The organism is Stenotrophomonas sepilia, assembly GCF_003244875.1.
GTDB classification, from domain to species: domain Bacteria; phylum Pseudomonadota; class Gammaproteobacteria; order Xanthomonadales; family Xanthomonadaceae; genus Stenotrophomonas; species Stenotrophomonas sepilia.
Map to the genome: position 1 here is coordinate 271,807 of NZ_LXXZ01000026.1, position 16,648 is coordinate 288,454.

Annotated in this window: 17 protein-coding genes; 12 read left to right on the plus strand and 5 right to left on the minus strand. The window is 66.8% G+C overall.

Annotation, left to right across the window (positions count from 1 at the left end; translation table 11 throughout):
- Positions 1–27: 27 nt before the first annotated feature.
- Entirely contained in the window at positions 28–501 is a 474-nt protein-coding gene (locus A7X97_RS03685; RefSeq protein ID WP_088497693.1) for a hypothetical protein, read from the plus strand.
- Positions 502–622: 121 nt separating this feature from the next.
- On the opposite strand, the gene rlmKL is transcribed toward A7X97_RS03685, so the two are convergent.
- Positions 623–2,761 carry a bifunctional 23S rRNA (guanine(2069)-N(7))-methyltransferase RlmK/23S rRNA (guanine(2445)-N(2))-methyltransferase RlmL gene (gene rlmKL, locus A7X97_RS03690; protein WP_111007600.1) on the minus strand — a complete coding sequence of 713 codons (2,139 nt, stop codon included), beginning with the start codon at positions 2,759–2,761 and terminating at the stop codon, positions 623–625.
- A gap of 145 nt (positions 2,762–2,906) precedes the next feature.
- Positions 2,907–3,434, minus strand: a complete 528-nt coding sequence (locus A7X97_RS03695) for an alpha/beta hydrolase (RefSeq protein ID WP_024958728.1) — start codon at positions 3,432–3,434, stop codon at positions 2,907–2,909.
- 72 nt (positions 3,435–3,506) lie between these two features.
- Between A7X97_RS03695 and A7X97_RS03700 the strand changes: the two genes are divergently transcribed.
- Positions 3,507–4,073, plus strand: a complete 567-nt coding sequence (locus A7X97_RS03700) for an N-acetylmuramoyl-L-alanine amidase (protein WP_111007601.1) — start codon at positions 3,507–3,509, stop codon at positions 4,071–4,073.
- Positions 4,074–4,376: 303 nt separating this feature from the next.
- On the opposite strand, the gene A7X97_RS03710 is transcribed toward A7X97_RS03700, so the two are convergent.
- The 3 genes from A7X97_RS03710 to A7X97_RS03720 form a co-directional block, all read right to left on the minus strand.
- Positions 4,377–5,279, minus strand: coding sequence for a sulfurtransferase (locus A7X97_RS03710; protein ID WP_072166777.1), 903 nt, complete (start codon positions 5,277–5,279; stop codon positions 4,377–4,379).
- Positions 5,276–6,079 (minus strand): CoA pyrophosphatase, encoded by an 804-nt coding sequence (locus A7X97_RS03715; protein WP_088497690.1) that lies wholly within the window; start codon positions 6,077–6,079, stop codon positions 5,276–5,278. Before A7X97_RS03715 ends, A7X97_RS03710 begins: the two co-directional genes overlap by 4 nt.
- Positions 6,080–6,223: 144 nt before the next feature.
- The gene (locus tag A7X97_RS03720) at positions 6,224–6,925 is read right to left on the minus strand and encodes an FKBP-type peptidyl-prolyl cis-trans isomerase N-terminal domain-containing protein (RefSeq protein ID WP_005408797.1); all 702 of its coding nucleotides are present in this window, start codon (positions 6,923–6,925) and stop codon (positions 6,224–6,226) included.
- Positions 6,926–7,092: 167 nt separating this feature from the next.
- Between A7X97_RS03720 and A7X97_RS03725 the strand changes: the two genes are divergently transcribed.
- From A7X97_RS03725 to phoU, 10 genes are all read left to right on the plus strand, one after another.
- Positions 7,093–7,875, plus strand: coding sequence for an enoyl-CoA hydratase-related protein (locus tag A7X97_RS03725; protein ID WP_088497689.1), 783 nt, complete (start codon positions 7,093–7,095; stop codon positions 7,873–7,875).
- A gap of 4 nt (positions 7,876–7,879) precedes the next feature.
- The gene (locus tag A7X97_RS03730; protein ID WP_005415900.1) at positions 7,880–8,233 is read left to right on the plus strand and encodes a hypothetical protein; all 354 of its coding nucleotides are present in this window, start codon (positions 7,880–7,882) and stop codon (positions 8,231–8,233) included.
- Positions 8,233–8,922: an endonuclease III gene (gene nth / locus A7X97_RS03735; protein ID WP_053501078.1), complete on the plus strand. Its 690-nt coding sequence runs from the start codon at positions 8,233–8,235 to the stop codon at positions 8,920–8,922. The genes A7X97_RS03730 and nth overlap by 1 nt, the downstream gene beginning before the upstream one ends.
- A 196-nt stretch (positions 8,923–9,118) precedes the next feature.
- Positions 9,119–10,330, plus strand: coding sequence for an OprO/OprP family phosphate-selective porin (locus tag A7X97_RS03740; RefSeq protein ID WP_111007602.1), 1,212 nt, complete (start codon positions 9,119–9,121; stop codon positions 10,328–10,330).
- Between the two features lie 222 nt (positions 10,331–10,552).
- Positions 10,553–11,569 (plus strand): phosphate ABC transporter substrate-binding protein PstS, encoded by a 1,017-nt coding sequence (gene pstS, locus A7X97_RS03745; RefSeq protein ID WP_072166779.1) that lies wholly within the window; start codon positions 10,553–10,555, stop codon positions 11,567–11,569.
- A 408-nt stretch (positions 11,570–11,977) separates the two neighbouring features.
- A complete protein-coding gene (gene pstS, locus A7X97_RS03750) occupies positions 11,978–13,066 on the plus strand; it encodes a phosphate ABC transporter substrate-binding protein PstS (RefSeq protein WP_072166780.1) in 1,089 nt (362 codons plus the stop codon).
- Between the two features lie 82 nt (positions 13,067–13,148).
- Positions 13,149–14,117 (plus strand): phosphate ABC transporter permease subunit PstC, encoded by a 969-nt coding sequence (pstC, locus tag A7X97_RS03755; RefSeq protein ID WP_012479635.1) that lies wholly within the window; start codon positions 13,149–13,151, stop codon positions 14,115–14,117.
- The gene (pstA, locus tag A7X97_RS03760) at positions 14,117–14,980 is read left to right on the plus strand and encodes a phosphate ABC transporter permease PstA (protein ID WP_005415894.1); all 864 of its coding nucleotides are present in this window, start codon (positions 14,117–14,119) and stop codon (positions 14,978–14,980) included. Before pstC ends, pstA begins: the two co-directional genes overlap by 1 nt.
- 19 nt (positions 14,981–14,999) lie before the next feature.
- On the plus strand, positions 15,000–15,830 hold the full coding sequence (gene pstB / locus A7X97_RS03765; protein ID WP_049411272.1) for a phosphate ABC transporter ATP-binding protein PstB: 831 nt from the start codon (positions 15,000–15,002) through the stop codon (positions 15,828–15,830).
- A gap of 76 nt (positions 15,831–15,906) precedes the next feature.
- Complete coding sequence (gene phoU / locus A7X97_RS03770) at positions 15,907–16,614, plus strand: phosphate signaling complex protein PhoU (RefSeq protein WP_005415893.1); 708 nt, start codon at positions 15,907–15,909, stop codon at positions 16,612–16,614.
- Positions 16,615–16,648: the final 34 nt, after the last annotated feature.

Genomic DNA, 16,648 nt, shown 5'->3' on the forward strand with positions numbered 1-16,648 from the left:
GCAGGACGGGGACAGCGGCATCCACGCATGGCGTGGATCTACAATGCCCGTATGGATAGCATGCTGCAGCGGATTTCTGGAATCGGCTTTTTTTCCCGGTTGGGTGAAACACTGCCCATAACGGCCGGCGTCGTCGCCGTTCGGTCGCTGGCCGAAGCACTGCGGACCATCGATACCGATGGTTTCGAATGGATGCCCACCACACTGGGCGATTCGGATCCGTTTCACGGCGCCCTGCCCCATCCAGCCGAACTCGCCGACGCCCGACGCGAACTCAACCGCACGTTGATGCGCGCGCTTTCGGCACTGGATCTGCCGGCACTGCGCTGTGGTGCACATGACCTGCAGCTGGTGGCGCGCGATGGGGCGATGTTCGCCTTCCGGCAACGCCTGCTGGAGATGCATCTCGGCCTGCCGGCACACTGGGAGCCTGTGCTTGCGCTGTACGAACAGGGCCATTGGCCCCTGGCCCATGCGCCGGGGCGATTGTTGGTGCTTTAGGCCGATCCACGCATGGCGTGGATCTACGGACCAGATGCGGTAATGCCGGCCGCTGGCCGGCATCCCGCGGACCTTCCACGATTCTGACGCAGTTGCCGGCCAGCGGCCGGCACTACCGGGCTTACCCCAACCGCTTCAGTTCCCACGCGCGGTGGATGCGCGCGTTGCGCTCGAAATCCGGACCAATCGTGCGTGCGGTGATCTCGCGGCAGTGGGCGAACTCGGCGATGGCGTTCTCTTCCAGCTTGAAGCGGCGGAAGTTGTTGGAGAAGTACAGCACGCCACCCGGTGCCAGCCGCGCCACCGCCGCACGCAGCAGCTTCAGTTGTTCGCGCTGCACGTCGAAGTCATCGGCGCGTGCGGAGTTGGAGAAAGTCGGCGGGTCACAGAAGATCACGTCGTACTGGCCACGGTCGCCTTCCAGCCACGCCATCGCGTCGGCCTGGACCAGCAGGTGCTGGTTGCCCCCCTGTCCGTTCAACGCCAGGTTGTCGTAGCACCATTGCAGGTAGGTAGCCGACAGGTCGACGCTGGTCGTGCTGGCGGCACCCGCCACGGCGGCCTGCACGCTGGCCACGCCGGTGTAGCAGAACAGGTTCAGGAAACGCTTGCCACTCACCTGCTCGGCCATCATCCGGCGCAGCGGGCGGTGGTCAAGGAACAGGCCGGTATCGAGGTAGTCGAACAGGTTCACCTGCAGCAGCGCGTTGTTCTCTCGCACCACGATGAACTCGTCGCGCTGCTCGAAGCGGCCGTACTTGCTGCCGCCCTTGCCGCGCTCGCGCGATTTCATCGACACCTGCTCCGGCGGCACGCCGAATACTTCGCGCGAGGCGGCCAGCAGCTCATTGCGGCGGCGGCGCACGTCGTTCTCGGGAATCGCCGCCGGTGCCGCATATTCCTGCACATGCAGGAAGGTACGCCGCCTGCCACCCTCTTCCTCGTAGACGTCGATGGCCGCCGCGTACTCCGGCAGGTCGGCGTCGTAGGCGCGGAAGCAGGTGATGTCCTCGCGGGCACGCCAGCTCTTGAACTTCTTCAGGTTCTTGCGCAGGCGGTTGGCCACCATCTGCGCGCCTTCGCTCAGCTCGCGGGGCTGTGCCGGATCACGGCCCGGCACAGCGATCGGATCGCAGACGATCAGCGCGCATTCCAGCGCACCGTTGAACATCTGGTACTTCTTGCTGGCGCGCAGGCCGGTGGCAAAGGCCAGTTCGTCATTGCCACACAGCAGGCTGGCGCGCCACTGCGGCACCGCCTTCTGCAAGGCATTGCCCAGTGCACGATACAACGCTGGATCGGCGGCCAGGCGCTCGTCGTACGGCGGGTTGCAGACCACGGCACCGATCTCCTGTTCCGGCGCGGCCAGGTCGGCGACATCGGCGCGGGTGAAACGGATCGCGTGGGCGACGCCGGCGACCTCGGCATTCTCGCGGGCCGCCTGGATCGCAGCCGGGTCGATGTCGCTGCCGTGGATGACCGGCTTCAGCGCGGCCAGGCCGGCCGCTTCGCGCTCACGTGCTTCGCTCTGGATGGACTTCCAGGCCGCCTTGTCGAAGCCCAGCCAACGGCTCGGCGGCAGGCTGCCATGCCGCATCAGGCCTGGGGCAACGTCGGCGGCCATCAGCGCGCCTTCGATCAGCAGCGTGCCGCTGCCACACATCGGGTCCAGCAGCCCACCGCCGGCGGCATGCAGGCGCGGCCATTGCGCGCGCAGCAGCAGCGCGGCGGCCAGGTTTTCCTTCAGCGGCGCCTCGTGGGCGGCACCGCGCCAGCCGCGGCGATGCAGCGGGCCACCGCCGAGGTCGATCGACAGCGAGGCGCGGCCCTTGCGCAGCGAGAGGTTGACGCGCACGTCGGGCAGATCGGTATTGACCGAGGGCCGCTCCAGGCCTTCGTCGCGCATGCGGTCGACGATCGCATCCTTGATCCGCTGCGCGGCAAAGCGTGCATGGGTGATCTTGTCGCCGGACACGTGCGCATCCACCGCCAGGGTCATCTCCGGCGAGATGTGCTCGTGCCACGGCAGTGCACGCACGCCGTCATACAGGGCCTGCTCGTCCGGGCAGTCGAACTCGTCGATCGGCCACAGCACCCGGCTGGCCAGGCGCGACCACATCACGATCCGCAGCGCCTGCGCCAGTTCGCCGTCGGCGTTGACGCCGGCAATGGTGGCGGTGGCCTTGCCAAGGCCCAGGGCCGACAGTTCATCGGCAAGCAGGTATTCCAGGCCCTTGGCGCAGGAGACGAAGAATTTCACGGGATCGGTTCGCAGGTGGTCGGGCGCGGCACAGGGGCCGGGCCGGTCGGAAAGGAGGGCCGTAGGCACGGCCGGCAGGCCCGCGCCGGGGGCGGCGGGGCTGCCATTGTAGTCAATGCGGGCGGGCGCGCCGTGCGCCCTGGCTTCACAGTTGCCGCAGCAGGCGCTCGAAGGCCTGCGCGGAGGCCTCCACGTGGCGCTCCAGGCGGTGACCGTCGTCAACCAGCAGCAACTGCGCCGAACGCGCCTGCGCCCAGGCAATCACGCCGGCAGCCGGTACCACATCGTCATGCCAGGCCTGCACCACCGTGGTCGGCACCGCAGCGGCGTCCAGCGCCGGCATCGGGCCCATGGTGGTCGGTGGCACCATCAGGAACAGGCCGGCTACCGGCACCTGCAGCGAGGCGATGGCGGAGATGTAGGCGCCCAGGCTGGAGCCGGCCAGCACCACCGGCCCCTGACGGGCCGCGATGGCGGCGCGTTCAACCAGACGGCGCAGGCGGGTCGGCACGTCGCCCACCCGGCTGACCTCGCTCATCGCGTCCAGGTCGGTGTAGTCGGGGCGCTCGTGGGTCCAGCCCAGGCGTTGCGCCACCTCGGCCAGCGCGGTGACCTTGGTCGCCTCCGGGCCGCTCTCGAAGCCATGGGAGAGGATGCAGTGGCCGCGGCTCATGCGCGTGCTCCATGGGCGCGGGCCGGCGAGGAAAGGGAAGGCAGGTTCATGCCGCAATGCTAGCATCGCCGGATGCCCAACCCGCTCCTGCCCGGCCTGCAGCTGCAGCCCCTGCCCTATCACGACCGACTGCCGCTGCGGGATCCCGCCTCGCTGGAAATGGTAGTGATCCACTGCACCGAGCTGCCCGATCTGGCGATGGCCCGCGAGTACGGCGAGCGCGTGCTGTACGACAGCGGCGCCGGCAACAGCGGGCACTTCTACATCGACCGCGATGGCAGCGTGGTGCAGTACGTGGCGCCGGAACGCGTGGCCCATCACGTGCGCGGCATGAACGCGCATACGCTGGGCATCGAGCTGGTCAACCGCGGGCGCTATCCGGACTGGTTCGACAGCCGCCACCAGGCGATGGACGAGGCCTACACCGAGCCACAGCTGGAAGCGCTGGAGCGGCTGCTGCTGGCGCTGGTGGCGCGCTATCCGTCGCTGCGGCGGATTGCCGGGCACGACCAGCTGGATCTGGAGCAGGTGCCGGCCAGCGATGATCCGACGCTGAGGGTGGCACGCAAGCGCGATCCGGGGCCCTTGTTCCCGTGGGCACGGGTGCTGGCGAAGGTGCCGCTGCAGGGGTTGGAGTAAGCAGCAGGGCTGCGCCCTGCACCTGCAGAGGCAACGTCAACGTCAAGAGCTGGCATTCCGGGGGATGGCGGGGTGGATCCGATTGCGGGGGACGCCGTAAAGCCATCCATGGCGGCTTGGCCGCGGCATCCATGCCGCGGACACCCCCGCAACCGGACCCACCCCGCCTTCGACAGTTCTCCGCGATCCTTCGAATCGACACGGGGGCGGCTCCCGTTGGTACGCAACGGGCTCTGACCCCGATTTTCGGTTGATGGGGTCAGAGCCGTTCTCCGTTGGAAAACGGATCCGACCCCGCGCGGCTCAGGCGCCGGTCGCCACCGGGCGGCTGCTGTCGCTCACCCAACCACTCCAGGAATCGGCATAGATGCGTGCGCCGCTCAGGCCGGCCGTTTCCATCGCCAGCAGCAGGTGGCAGGCGGTCACGCCGGAACCGCACATCAGCACCACCTGCTGCGGATCGCGGTTGCCGATCACGCCCTGCAGTTCGGCGCGCAACTCCTGTGCGTCGCGCAGGCGGCCGTCGAGCACGTTCAATGCGAACGGGCGGTTGACCGCGCCCGGCACATGCCCGGCCACCGGGTCCAGCGGCTCCACTTCACCACGGAAGCGTTCACCCGCGCGCGCGTCGACCAGCCAGCCCGGCGCATGCTTCAGCCGCGCGGTGATTTCATCGGCGTTGGCGATCTGGGTGGTGTCGAAACGGCCTGGGTAATCAGGCAGCGCGTTCACCCCAGCCTGTCCGCTTTCCAACGCGTGGCCGGCGGCCTGCCACGCGGCGATGCCGCCGTCGAGTACGGCTACCCGGGTGTGACCGATCAGGCGCAGCAGCCACCACAGGCGCGAGGCGGCCATGCTGCCGTCGCTGCCATCGTAGACCACGACCTGGGTGTCGGGGCCGATGCCCCACTGCCCCAGCTTCGCAGCAAAGGCATCGCTGTCCGGCAATGGGTGGCGACCATGGCCGACGCGGCTGAGATCGGACAGATCACGGTTGAGATCGGCATGCACCGCAGTCGGTATGTGCCCTGCCAGGTACTGGCCGCCCGCAGCCTGCGGGTCGGCCAGCGAAGCACGCGCATCGACCACGCGCACGGCGGTACTGGCGGTGGCGCGCGCGTCGACCACCCGCACGCCGTCGCCCAGCGCAGCGGCAAGGGTGGCGACATCGACCAGGGTGGTCCACGGCGGATCGATCGGCTTCATTGCACTTGCTCCAGGCGGCGACGCAGGTTGTAGAGAATGGCGGCGGTCGCCCCCCAGATGCGCTGGCCCGGCCAGCCATACTCAAGGACGTGGCGAACCCGGCCGCGATGATTGATTTCGACCTGGCGCAGGCTGTCGGGCGCCATCAGGTAATCCAGTGGCACCTCGAATACCTCGGCCACTTCACTGGGCTGCGGGACCGGCACGAACTCCGGATCGACCACCGCCACCACCGGCGTGACCCGATAGCCGGTGATCGTCACGAAGGGATCGAGATAGCCCAGCGCCTGCACCTGGCCGGGCGCCAATGCGATTTCTTCCTGGCTCTCGCGCAGCGCGGCCGCCAGCGCGTCGCGGTCATCGGGTTCGGTGCGGCCACCGGGGAATCCGACCTGGCCACCATGGGTGCGCAGTGTTTCGGTGCGACGGGTGAGGATCACCTGTGCGCCGTTGGCGCGCGGCACGATGCCGGCCAGCACCGCCGCCTCCACCGGAGGCCCGGGCGGTAGCAGGTCGACCAGCTCACTGCGGTTCCAGCCGTCGCCCGCAGGTGGTTGGGCCAAGGGGTGCAGCGCGCGCATCAGTCGCTCGTGGTCGGCCAGCGAGCCACGCAGCGATTGCTGCAGTTGTTCGCGCAGGGGCTGCACGCGATGCAGGATGCGGCTGCGTTCCTCGTTGCTCATCGACGACCACCGCGCGATCTCATCGATATGCCGCCCGCAGCCGGTGCATTGCCGGTGCGGATCCAGCGTGCACACTCCGATGCAGGGACTTGCGACAACACGCGCCGTTTCTTCCATTGTTTGCACCCGCCAACAGTAGCGCGATCGGGCTGAATTTGCGCGGGACGATACGACGCCCATGGCGCAGCGCTACAGGTCGCGCACTGCGCAAACAAAAACGCGCCGGTGGGGTCACCGGCGCGTTTGGTTTGCTGCTTCGATTTACTTGACGCTGACCAGCTTGATCTCGAACTGCACAGCCACGTTCGGCGGGAACGGGGTGCGCGGATCGGCACCGTAGGCCTGGTCCGGCGGCAGGGTGACTTCCCACTTCGAGCCTGCCGGCATCTGCAGCAGGGTCTCGCGCATGGCCTTCATTTCGACTTCGCTGACCTTGATCGACGGGATCTGCTGGGCCGGGCGGGCTTCGGTCGGGCGCTGGCCGTACGGGAACGGACCGGCCACTTCCAGCTGCACGGTGCTGGCCTGGGTCGGCTTGGCGCCCTTGCCGGCCTCGATCACGCGGTACTGGACGCCGCTCGGCAGGGACTGCACGCCGGCCTTGGCCTTGTTCGCCGCGATGAACTGGTCGCTCTTGGTCTTGTTTTCGGCAGCCGCCTTTTCGTACTCGGCCTTGGCGGCCTGGGCACGGCCCTGCTCGCGCTTCTGGAACGCTTCAACGGCCGGCTTCAGCTGCTCGGCGGTGATCGCCGGCTGCTTCTTGGCGTAGGCATCCTGCAGGCCCTTCACCACCGAGTTGATGTCCAGCTGCTCACCACGACCGGTCAGCTCCGCCAGGTTGTTGCCGTAGTCGTAACCGAAGTAGTAGCTCAGCTTGCCCTTTTCGGACGAGACGTCCTGGGCGAAGGCATTGCCCGTCAGGGCCAGGGCCGCGACGGCGACCGCGATAGAACGCAACTTCATCAAACAGTTCTCCAGGGGTGGTAACTCAGGGACGTTCTGCGCCGCCCTGAGGCGACGGGTTAGGATAACGGGCGCAACGTGTAACCGCTACTCACGATGCAGGCTATGACCCGTCTGCGTTTCCAGAGTTCAATATCACTTTTTTTTAACGTTCCAGGAGTTTCCCCGTGGCCGATGCCCTGATCGCTGTCGCTGACGACGGCGCCATCCGCACCGTGACCGTCCAGCGCCCGGACAAGCTCAATGCCCTCAACGCCGCGACCCTGCAGGCCCTGGCCGATGCCTTCAGCGACGCCGCCGCCGATCCGGAGGTGCGCGTCGTGATATTGACCGGGGCGGGCCCCAAGGCGTTCGTGGCCGGTGCCGACATCGCGGAAATGAACACTCTCAGCGCCGTTCAGGGACGTGATTTCTCGCTGCTGGGCCAGGCCCTGATGCGCCAGATCGAACGCATGCCCAAACCGGTCATCGCACGCGTGAATGGTTTCGCACTGGGCGGTGGCCTGGAACTGGCGATGGCCTGCCACCTGCGCATCGCCGCAGATACCGCCAAGGTCGGCCAACCGGAAATCAACCTCGGCCTGATTCCCGGCTTCGGCGGCAGCCAGCGCCTGCTGCGCCTGTGCGGCCGCGCCGCCACCCTGGAGCTGTGCCTGCTGGGGGCGCCGATCAACGCCGCGCGTGCGCTGGAACTGGGCATCGTCAACGAAGTCGTGCCGGCCGACGCGCTGGACAACCGGGTGCAGGACGTCGCCCGCCAGCTGGCACGCTCGGCCCCGCTGGCCCTGCGTGGCCTGCTCGACGCGGTGCACGTGGGCGGCGAATGCAGCCTGGAGGCCGGGCTGGCATACGAAAGTGCGCAGTTCGGCCTGCTGTTCGCCACCGAGGACATGCGCGAAGGCACCAGCGCCTTCCTGCAACGCCGCGCGCCGGCCTTCCAGAACCGCTGACGCCATGGCATCCCGACCCAACCCCGCGCAGTTGTTCGCCCGGGTCCAGGCAGACGATCTCGATGGTGCCCTGCAGGCCGGGCTGATGGACTACATCGTCCGTGCCGGCGACGACCGGTTGCTGCCTGACCACCCCGACCTTCCGCAACGCCTGTGCCAGGCCCAGCAGCAACTGCGCGCGGCCTGGGCTGCACGCGAACGCTACCGCGCCCGTGCGGTGCGCCTGGCCCGCCGCGAGGCCGAGCGCGATGCACGCCGCACCCCGGCACCAGCCCCGGACGTGAAGCCTGCCCTGCCCGCTGCGGCAGCCGCGATTCTGGCCCGGGCCAAGGCCCGCGCCAGTGGCAAGGAACAGTAATGGCCACCACGAAAAAGACCGCACGCGCCCCGGCGCGGCGTGGCGGCACGATGCCACGCGCCGACGTGGTGGAGATGTTCACCCGCCTGCGCGAACTCAACCCGCACCCGAAGACCGAACTGGAGTACAGCTCGCCGTTCGAGCTGCTGGTGGCGGTGGCGTTGTCGGCGCAGGCCACCGACGTCGGCGTCAACAAGGCCACGCGCCGCCTGTTCCCGGTCGCCAACACGCCGGCGAAGATCCTTGCGCTCGGCGAGGATGGCTTGAAGCAGTACATCGCCACCATCGGGCTGTTCAACGCCAAGGCAAAGAACGTGATCGCCACCTGCGCGATCCTGCTGGAGAAGCATGGCGGTGAAGTGCCGCGTGATCGCGAAGCGCTGGAAGCGCTGCCGGGTGTCGGGCGCAAGACCGCCAACGTGGTGCTCAACACCGCGTTCGGCGAGCCGGTGATGGCGGTGGACACGCATATCTTCCGCGTCGCCAACCGCACAGGACTGGCGCCGGGCAGGAACGTGCGCGAAGTGGAAGACAAGCTGGTGAAGGTGATCCCGGCCGAGTTCCTGCTCGACGCGCATCACTGGCTGATCCTGCACGGGCGTTATGTGTGCAAGGCGCGCAAGCCGGATTGCCCGGGCTGCGTGATCGCCGACCTGTGCCGGTTCAAGGAAAAGACCACGGCCGAGTGACGGCAGCATCCACGCAGGGCGTGGCTCTACTGCAACCGGGTCGCAATCCGGGCGTCATACGCAAGCGGTTTCAATGGCAGGCCCTGCCGTGACGGGGCCTGCGGCGGATGTCTGCCGCGCGTGAACTGTCACATTTACGCAATCTTTACCTTCTAGCCTGCGCGCATCTTCCCACCTGCCTGCAAGGCTCCTCTCCATGAAACTGCATCACCAACTCCTGACGGTGGCCGTGGTTGCTGCGCTGTATGTGCCGGCTGCACACGCCGAAGTCGCCATCGACGTGATCGGCGGTTCGGAAATCACCTTCGAAGGCCTGGTCCAGGCCGACGGCAACTGGTTCCACAACGATGTGGTCGACCTCAACGGTGGCGACGCCGGCAACGGCAAGAACAGCGAATTCGAACTGCGTCGCGCCGAGCTGGTGCTGAAGGGAAAGGGCCCGGGCAACGTGGAGTGGGTGGTCGGCTATGACGCCAAGGCCGACAAGTTCCTCGACACCAACGTGAAGTACAAGCTGCTGGGCAACGCCAACCACTTCCTGCAGCTGGGCCAGTTCAAGCAGCCCAACAGCCTGGAAGAACTGTCCAGCACCAAGAACAACGATTTCATTTCCAAGGCAGCGGTCACCAATACCTATGCCATCGCCCGCCGCCTGGGCGGCGCGTACAGCTACGGCCAGGACAACTGGTCGGTGACCGCCAGCGCCTTCGGCCGCGAGCTGACCCGCAACCTGGCCCACGGCAGCGGCTACGGCGCGCGTGGCACCTGGGCCCCGATCAATGAAAAGGGCCAGGTCCTGCACTTCGGTCTGAGCTACGTCAACTACGACGCCGACGCCGACACCCTGCGCGTGCGTGCGCGTCCGAATGCCGACCTCGCCACTGCCCGCCTGGTTGACAGCGGCAACCTGACCGACACCGACCGCGTCAGCACCATCGGTGCCGAAGCGATGTACTTCCAGGGCCCGTTCAAGGCCCAGGCCGAGTACTACACCAGCAAGGCCAAGCGCTACGACCACGACAACTACACCAGCGACGGCTACTACATCAGCGGCGTGTGGAACGTCACCGGCGAGACCTGGAGCTACAAGGGCGGCACTCCGGGCACCGGCCTGCCGAACAACCCGGCCGGCGGCCAGTGGCAGCTGGGCGTGCGCTACGACCACATGGACCTCAATGACGGCAACCTCGCCGCCAATCCGGTCGCCGGTCGCCCGCCGATCGTCGATGGCGTGCTGGGTGGCAAGATGGACATCTGGACCGTGGGCGCCAACTGGTACCTGCGTTCCAACTTCAAGCTGATGCTCAACTACGTGATGGTCGACAGCAAGAAGTACAGCTCCACGGCGCGCGGTTTCGTCAACGACGATCCCAACATCCTGGAAGCCCGCGCGCAGTTCTTCTGGTAAGTCCAGCCACCTGCATTGAACCGCGAAGGCACGGCCCCGGCCGTGCCTTCGTCGTTGCAGAGGTACCCGTGCCGCCCTGCCGGCGCAGCGGACGTGACATCCCTCATGACGCGTGTCACGCCCGCGTCATATGACAGACGCGGACGTGTCACGCAACCGTTATGGAATGTGCACCGAAACGTCGGGCAACCGCCCTTCGACCACCACCCCAGGAGTCTCCCCGTGATCCACGCCTTCAAATCGCGCGCCGCTGTCGCCATCCTGGCTGCATCGTCCGTGTTCGCCGCCAACGCCGCCGACATCACCGGCGCGGGCGCATCGTTCATCTACCCGGTCATGTCCAAGTGGTCGGCCGACTACAGCGCCGCAACCGGCAACAAGGTCAACTACCAGTCCATCGGTTCCGGCGGCGGTATTGCCCAGATCAAGGCCAAGACCGTTGATTTCGGCTCTTCCGATGCGCCGCTGAAGCCGGAAGACCTGGCTGCTGCAGGCCTGGCGCAGTTCCCGTCGGTGATCGGCGGCGTGGTGCCGGTGGTCAACGTGGCCGGCATCGCGCCGGGCGCGCTGAAGCTGGACGGCGCCGTGCTGGCCAACATCTTCCTGGGCAAGATCAAGAGCTGGAACGACCCGGCCATCGCCGCACTGAACCCGGGCGTGACCCTGCCCAACGCCAAGGTCACCGTCGTGCATCGTTCGGACGGCTCGGGCACCACCTTCAACTTCGTCAACTACCTGTCCAAGGTCAGCCCGGAGTGGAAGAGCTCGGTCGGTGAAGGCACCTCGGTGCAGTGGCCGGCCGGCATCGGCGGCAAGGGCAACGAAGGTGTTGCCGCCTATGTGAAGCAGATCAAGGGCGGCATCGGCTATGTCGAACTGTCCTACGCGCTTCAGAACAAGCTCTCCTACACCGCGATGAAGAATGCCGCCGGCAAGTTCGTGCAGCCGAGCGACACCTCGTTCGCTGCCGCCGCTGCCAGCGCCGACTGGGCCAACGCCCGCGACTTCTACCTGGTGATGACCAATGCGCCGGGCGCCGAGTCCTGGCCGATCACCGCCACCAACTTCATCCTGGTGCAGAAGACGCCGAAGAATGCTGCCAATGGCAAGGCGACCCAGGAGTTCTTCCGCTGGGTCTACAAGAACGGCGACGCCCAGGCCCGCCAGCTGGACTACGTGCCGCTGCCGGACAGCCTGGTCCGCCAGATCGAGACCTACTGGTCGCAGAACCTGAAGTAAGCGCGTTCCCCTGCAGGAACGGGGGCGGCGGGTCCTCTCTCCCCCGCCGCTCCCACCCGGGCGCGAGATCCTCGAGATCTCGCGCTCTTCTTGTTTTCGGGGATGCACCTGCCTCTGTAGAGCCGAGCCGACGCTCGGCTGCGCTCTGGAGCGTGCGGACCAACGGTCCGCACCTACCGTGGGCAGGGAGCTGTCGCGCATTGACGCTGCAAGGACCAACCCGCCGTCATATCAGTGCGCAGATCCGGGGTTTCCGGGTCCCGGCCGGATCGGCGCCAACCCTGTGAAACCCTTGTCAGAACGTGATCCAGGACACCTCTGTCATGGTCGTAATACGGCTGTAACAAAAACATCATTTCATAGCCGCATCCGCCGACCACGTCGGCTCTTCCCCGCTATGGAGTGACCATGAAACTGCACTCGGCCGGCCTTGCCGCCCTTTCCCTGGCCATCGCCCTGGGCCTGTCGGCCTGCGGTGGCGACAAGCAGGCCGCGCAGCAGCCGGCTGCCGACGGTAACGCCGCTCCGGCCGCCGCCGGTGCCAAGGTGACCGCCGAAGTGTCCGGGGCGGGCGCGTCCTTCATCTTCCCGCTGGTCTCCAAGTGGTCGGCTGACTACAACGCCAGCACCGGCGCCAAGATCAACTACCAGTCGATCGGCTCCGGCGGCGGCATCGCCCAGATCAAGGCCGGGACCGTCGACTTCGGTTCGTCCGACAAGCCGCTGAGCAGCGAGGAGCTGGCCCAGGCCGGCCTGGCGCAGTTCCCGTCGGCCATCGGCGGCGTGGTGCCGGTGGTCAACATCGAAGGCCTGGAAGCCGGCAAGCTGCGCCTGAGCGGCGCCCTGCTGGCCGACATCTTCCTGGGCAAGGTCAAGACCTGGAACGACCCGGCGATCGTCGCCGCCAACCCGGGCGTGAAGCTGCCGGACGGCAAGATCACCCTGGTCCACCGTTCGGACGGTTCGGGCACCACCTTCAACTTCTCCAACTACCTGTCCAAGGTCAGCCCGGAGTGGAAGAGCAAGGTCGGCGAAGGCACCTCGGTGCAGTGGCCGGACGGCGTCGGTGGCAAGGGCAATGAAGGCGTTGCGTCCTACGTGAAGCAGATCAAGGGCTCGATCGGCTACGTCGAACTGGCCTATGCCCTGCAGAACGGCATGCCGTACACCGCCATGCAGAACGCCGCCGGCAACTGGGTCGAGCCGAGCGCGGAAACCTTCGCCGCTGCGGCCGCCAGCGCCGACTGGGCCAGCGCTAAGGACTTCAACCTGGTCATCACCAACGCCCCGGGCGAGCAGGCGTGGCCGATCACCGCCACCAACTTCATGCTGATGCAGAAGCAGCCGAAGGACGCCAAGCGCAACCAGGACACCCTGGCCTTCTTCAAGTGGGCCTTCGAGAACGGCCAGGCCCAGGCCAACGAGCTTCACTACGTGCCGCTGCCGGCCGAACTGGTCAAGCAGATCGAGGCCTACTGGGCGACCGACCTGAAGTGATGGACTCGACGGTGCCCGCCCCGCGCGGGCACCGCTTGTTCCACGCCGTGCCGCCCCGCCCCTTCCTGGCCCAGCCGTCCCCATGAATGCCATCGCCCAGCCTGTAGCCGCCCCGTCCACGCGTGATGCGCGTGATGCCCGCAACGACAAACTGTTCCGATGGGTGCTGGTCGGCACCGTCATCTTCGTACTGATCGCCCTGGCCTGCGCCGCGCTGTCGATGCTGTGGGGCGGTCGCCATGCCCTGCAGATGCAGGGGCTGAGCTTCTTCTTCTCCGCCGACTGGAATCCGGTCGAAAACAAGTTCGGCGCCCTGGCTCCGATCTACGGCACCCTGGTCACCGCCGTCATCGCGATGGTCATCGCCGTGCCGGTCAGCTTCGGCATCGCCTTCTTCCTCACCGAAGTCGCGCCGCGCTGGCTGCGTGGCCCGGTCGGTACCGCCATCGAACTGCTGGCCGGCATCCCCTCGATCATCTACGGCATGTGGGGCCTGTTCGTGCTGGTGCCAGTGATGACCGAGTACGTCACCCCGTTCCTCAACGAGACCCTGGGCGAATGGCCGGTCATCGGCCCGATGTTCCAGGGCCCGCCGCTGGGCATCGGCATGCTCACCGCCGGTTTCGTGCTGGCCATCATGGTCATTCCGTTCATTTCCTCGGTGATGCGCGAGGTGTTCCTGACCGTGCCCACCCGCCTGAAGGAATCGGCCTACGCGTTGGGCTCCACCAAGTGGGAAGTGAGCTGGGACATCGTCCTGCCCTACACCCGTTCGGCGGTCATCGGCGGCATCTTCCTCGGCCTGGGCCGCGCGCTGGGCGAAACGATGGCGGTGGCCTTCGTGATCGGCAACAGCGTGCGCCTGTCGCCGTCGCTGCTGGAACCGGGCACCACCATCGCCGCGCTGATCGCCAATGATTTCGGCGAAGCCACTGAAACCTACCGTTCGGCCCTGCTGCTGCTCGGCTTCGTCCTCTTCATCGTCACTTTCGTGGTGCTGGCCATCGCCCGCCTGATGCTGATGCGCCTGTCCCGCAAGGAGGGCAACTGATGTCCACCACCGCTGATTCGCTGTACCTGCGCCGCCGCATCGGCAACGTCGTTGCGATCACTGCGTCCTGCGCCACCGCCCTGTTCGGCCTGTTCTTTCTGGGCTGGATCCTGTTCACCCTGGCTGCCAAGGGCCTGGCCGGCATCAACTGGGATCTGTTCACCAAGATGACCCCGCCGCCGATGCAGGACGGCGGCCTCGCCAACGCCTTCTTCGGCAGTGCCGTGATGTGTGCACTGGCCATCGGCATCGGCACCCCGCTGGGCGTGCTGGCCGGTACCTGGCTGGCCGAGTATGGCAACGCCCGCAAGGCCGGCACCGTGGTCCGCTTCGTCAACGACATCCTGCTGTCGGCGCCGTCCATCGTGCTGGGCCTGTTCGTCTACACGCTGTACGTGATGCAGACCGGGGGCAACTTCTCGGCATTCGCCGGCGCCCTGTCGCTGGCCTTCATCGTGCTGCCGGTGGTGGTACGCACCACCGACGAAATGCTGCGCCTGGTGCCCTCGCAGATGCGCGAAGCGGCCCTGTCGCTGGGCATCCCGCAGTGGAAGGTGATCGTGCAGGTGCTGTACCGCAGTGCCTCGGCCGGCATCATCACCGGCATCCTGCTGGCGCTGGCCCGCATTTCCGGCGAGACCGCTCCGCTGCTGTTCACCGCCTTCGGCAACCAGTACTGGAACAACAACATCTTCCAGCCGATGGCTTCGGTGCCGGTGGTGATGAACCAGTTCGCCGGCAGCCCGTATGAATCCTGGCAGGTACTGGCCTGGGCCGGTGCCCTGGTGCTGACTGTCTTCGTGCTGCTGGTCAGCCTTGCCGCCCGCGGCATCCTGCTGCGCAACCGTATCTCCCATGACTGACCTTTCCGTGGATAACGCCATGAACGACCTTTCCAACGCCGTGCCGATGCAGCGCATCGCCGTGCCGTCCTCGCACGAGAGCCTGCACACCCCGGCTCCGGTCAAGCTTGCCGCGCGCGGACTGGACTTCTACTACGACAAGTTCCACGCCCTGAAGGGCATCAACCTGGAAATCCCGGAGAAGCGCGTTACCGCGCTGATCGGTCCTTCCGGTTGCGGCAAATCGACCCTGCTGCGCATCTTCAACCGCATCTACGCGCTGTACCCGAAGCTGGAAGCGCGCGGCGAGGTGCTGCTGGACGGCGAGAACATCCTGTCGCCGAAGTATCCGATGAACCGCCTGCGCAGCAAGGTCGGCATGGTGTTCCAGAAGCCGGTGCCGTTCCCGATGACCATCTTCGAGAACGTGGCCTACGGCATTCGCCACCATGAGAAGCTGAGCAAGGCCGACATGGCCGACCGAGTCGAGCAGGCGCTGCGCCAGGGCGCACTGTGGGACGAAGTGAAGGACAAGCTGGGGCAGAGCGCACTGGGCCTGTCCGGTGGCCAGCAGCAGCGCCTGTGCATCGCCCGTGCCGTGGCCCTGCGCCCGTCGGTGCTGCTGCTGGACGAGCCGACCTCGGCGCTGGATCCGATCTCGACCAGCCGCATCGAGCAGCTGGTGGAAGAGCTCAAGCACGAGTACACGATCGTGATCGTCACCCACAACATGCAGCAGGCTGCGCGCGTGTCCGACTACACCGCCTTCATGTACCTGGGCGACCTGATCGAGCACGACCGCACCGAAGTGATCTTCTCGCAGCCGTCGCAGCGGCAGACCGAGGACTACATCACCGGTCGCTTCGGCTGAAACCTCAGTCGAGCATGGCTCGACTCTACAGACAACGTCAGTCGAGCATGGCTCGACACTACAGAGCGGAACAACCATGAACCTTCCCAACGACCACATCGTCAAGAGCTACGACGAGGAGCAGCAGCGCCTGGTGGCCGAAATCGTGCGCATGGGCGAGATGGCCGTCGCCCAGCTCGAAGCGGCGATGGACGTGATCGAGAAACGCGACGAGAACGCCGCCCATCGCATCATCGCCAACGACGAAGCGATCGACGCGCTTGAGCAGCAGATCAGCCACGACGTGATGCGCCTGGCGCTGCGTGGGCCGATGGCGCGCGACCTGCGCGAGATCCTCGCTGGCCTGCGCATCCCGGCCGACATCGAGCGCATCGGCGACTATGCAGCGAACGTGGCCAAGCGCTCGATCGCGCTGGGCAAGGTGCCGCCGCTGCCGCAGATCCAGGGCCTGCGCGCGCTGGGCCGCCTGGCCGCGCAGCAGGTGCGCCGTGCCATCGCCGCCTACCGCGACAACGATGCCGAGGCCGCATTGGCACTGCGCGAGGACGACGCCCGCCTGGACGCCCAGTACACGGCGCTGTTCCGCGAGCTGCTCACCTACATGATGGAAGACCCGCGCAACATCACCCCGTGCACCCACCTGCTGTTCATGGCCAAGAACCTGGAGCGCGTGGGCGACCACGCGACCAACATCGCCGAGAACGTGTGGTTCCTGGTGCACGGCGAGCAGCCGCTGCCACCGCGTGAGAAGCGTGACGAGACCTCCAGCACCGGCCAGCCCTGACGCTGCACTGCAACACCGGAGTCGACTCCAAGGT

Excerpts from the sequence above, each read along its gene's own strand:
- nth (WP_053501078.1), top strand. The coding sequence starts at position 8,233 with ATGGCCACCACGAAAAAGACCGCACGCGCCCCGGCGCGGCGTGGCGGC.
- pstB (WP_049411272.1), top strand. The coding sequence starts at position 15,000 with ATGAACGACCTTTCCAACGCCGTGCCGATGCAGCGCATCGCCGTGCCG.
- A7X97_RS03695 (WP_024958728.1), bottom strand. The coding sequence starts at position 3,434 with ATGAGCCGCGGCCACTGCATCCTCTCCCATGGCTTCGAGAGCGGCCCG.
- A7X97_RS03740 (WP_111007602.1), top strand. The coding sequence starts at position 9,119 with ATGAAACTGCATCACCAACTCCTGACGGTGGCCGTGGTTGCTGCGCTG.
- A7X97_RS03730 (WP_005415900.1), top strand. The coding sequence starts at position 7,880 with ATGGCATCCCGACCCAACCCCGCGCAGTTGTTCGCCCGGGTCCAGGCA.
- A7X97_RS03720 (WP_005408797.1), bottom strand. The coding sequence starts at position 6,925 with ATGAAGTTGCGTTCTATCGCGGTCGCCGTCGCGGCCCTGGCCCTGACG.
- A7X97_RS03700 (WP_111007601.1), top strand. The coding sequence starts at position 3,507 with ATGCCCAACCCGCTCCTGCCCGGCCTGCAGCTGCAGCCCCTGCCCTAT.
- phoU (WP_005415893.1), top strand. The coding sequence starts at position 15,907 with ATGAACCTTCCCAACGACCACATCGTCAAGAGCTACGACGAGGAGCAG.
- pstC (WP_012479635.1), top strand. The coding sequence starts at position 13,149 with ATGAATGCCATCGCCCAGCCTGTAGCCGCCCCGTCCACGCGTGATGCG.
- A7X97_RS03715 (WP_088497690.1), bottom strand. The coding sequence starts at position 6,079 with ATGGAAGAAACGGCGCGTGTTGTCGCAAGTCCCTGCATCGGAGTGTGC.
- A7X97_RS03685 (WP_088497693.1), top strand. The coding sequence starts at position 28 with ATGGCGTGGATCTACAATGCCCGTATGGATAGCATGCTGCAGCGGATT.
- A7X97_RS03710 (WP_072166777.1), bottom strand. The coding sequence starts at position 5,279 with ATGAAGCCGATCGATCCGCCGTGGACCACCCTGGTCGATGTCGCCACC.
- pstA (WP_005415894.1), top strand. The coding sequence starts at position 14,117 with ATGTCCACCACCGCTGATTCGCTGTACCTGCGCCGCCGCATCGGCAAC.
- pstS (WP_072166780.1), top strand. The coding sequence starts at position 11,978 with ATGAAACTGCACTCGGCCGGCCTTGCCGCCCTTTCCCTGGCCATCGCC.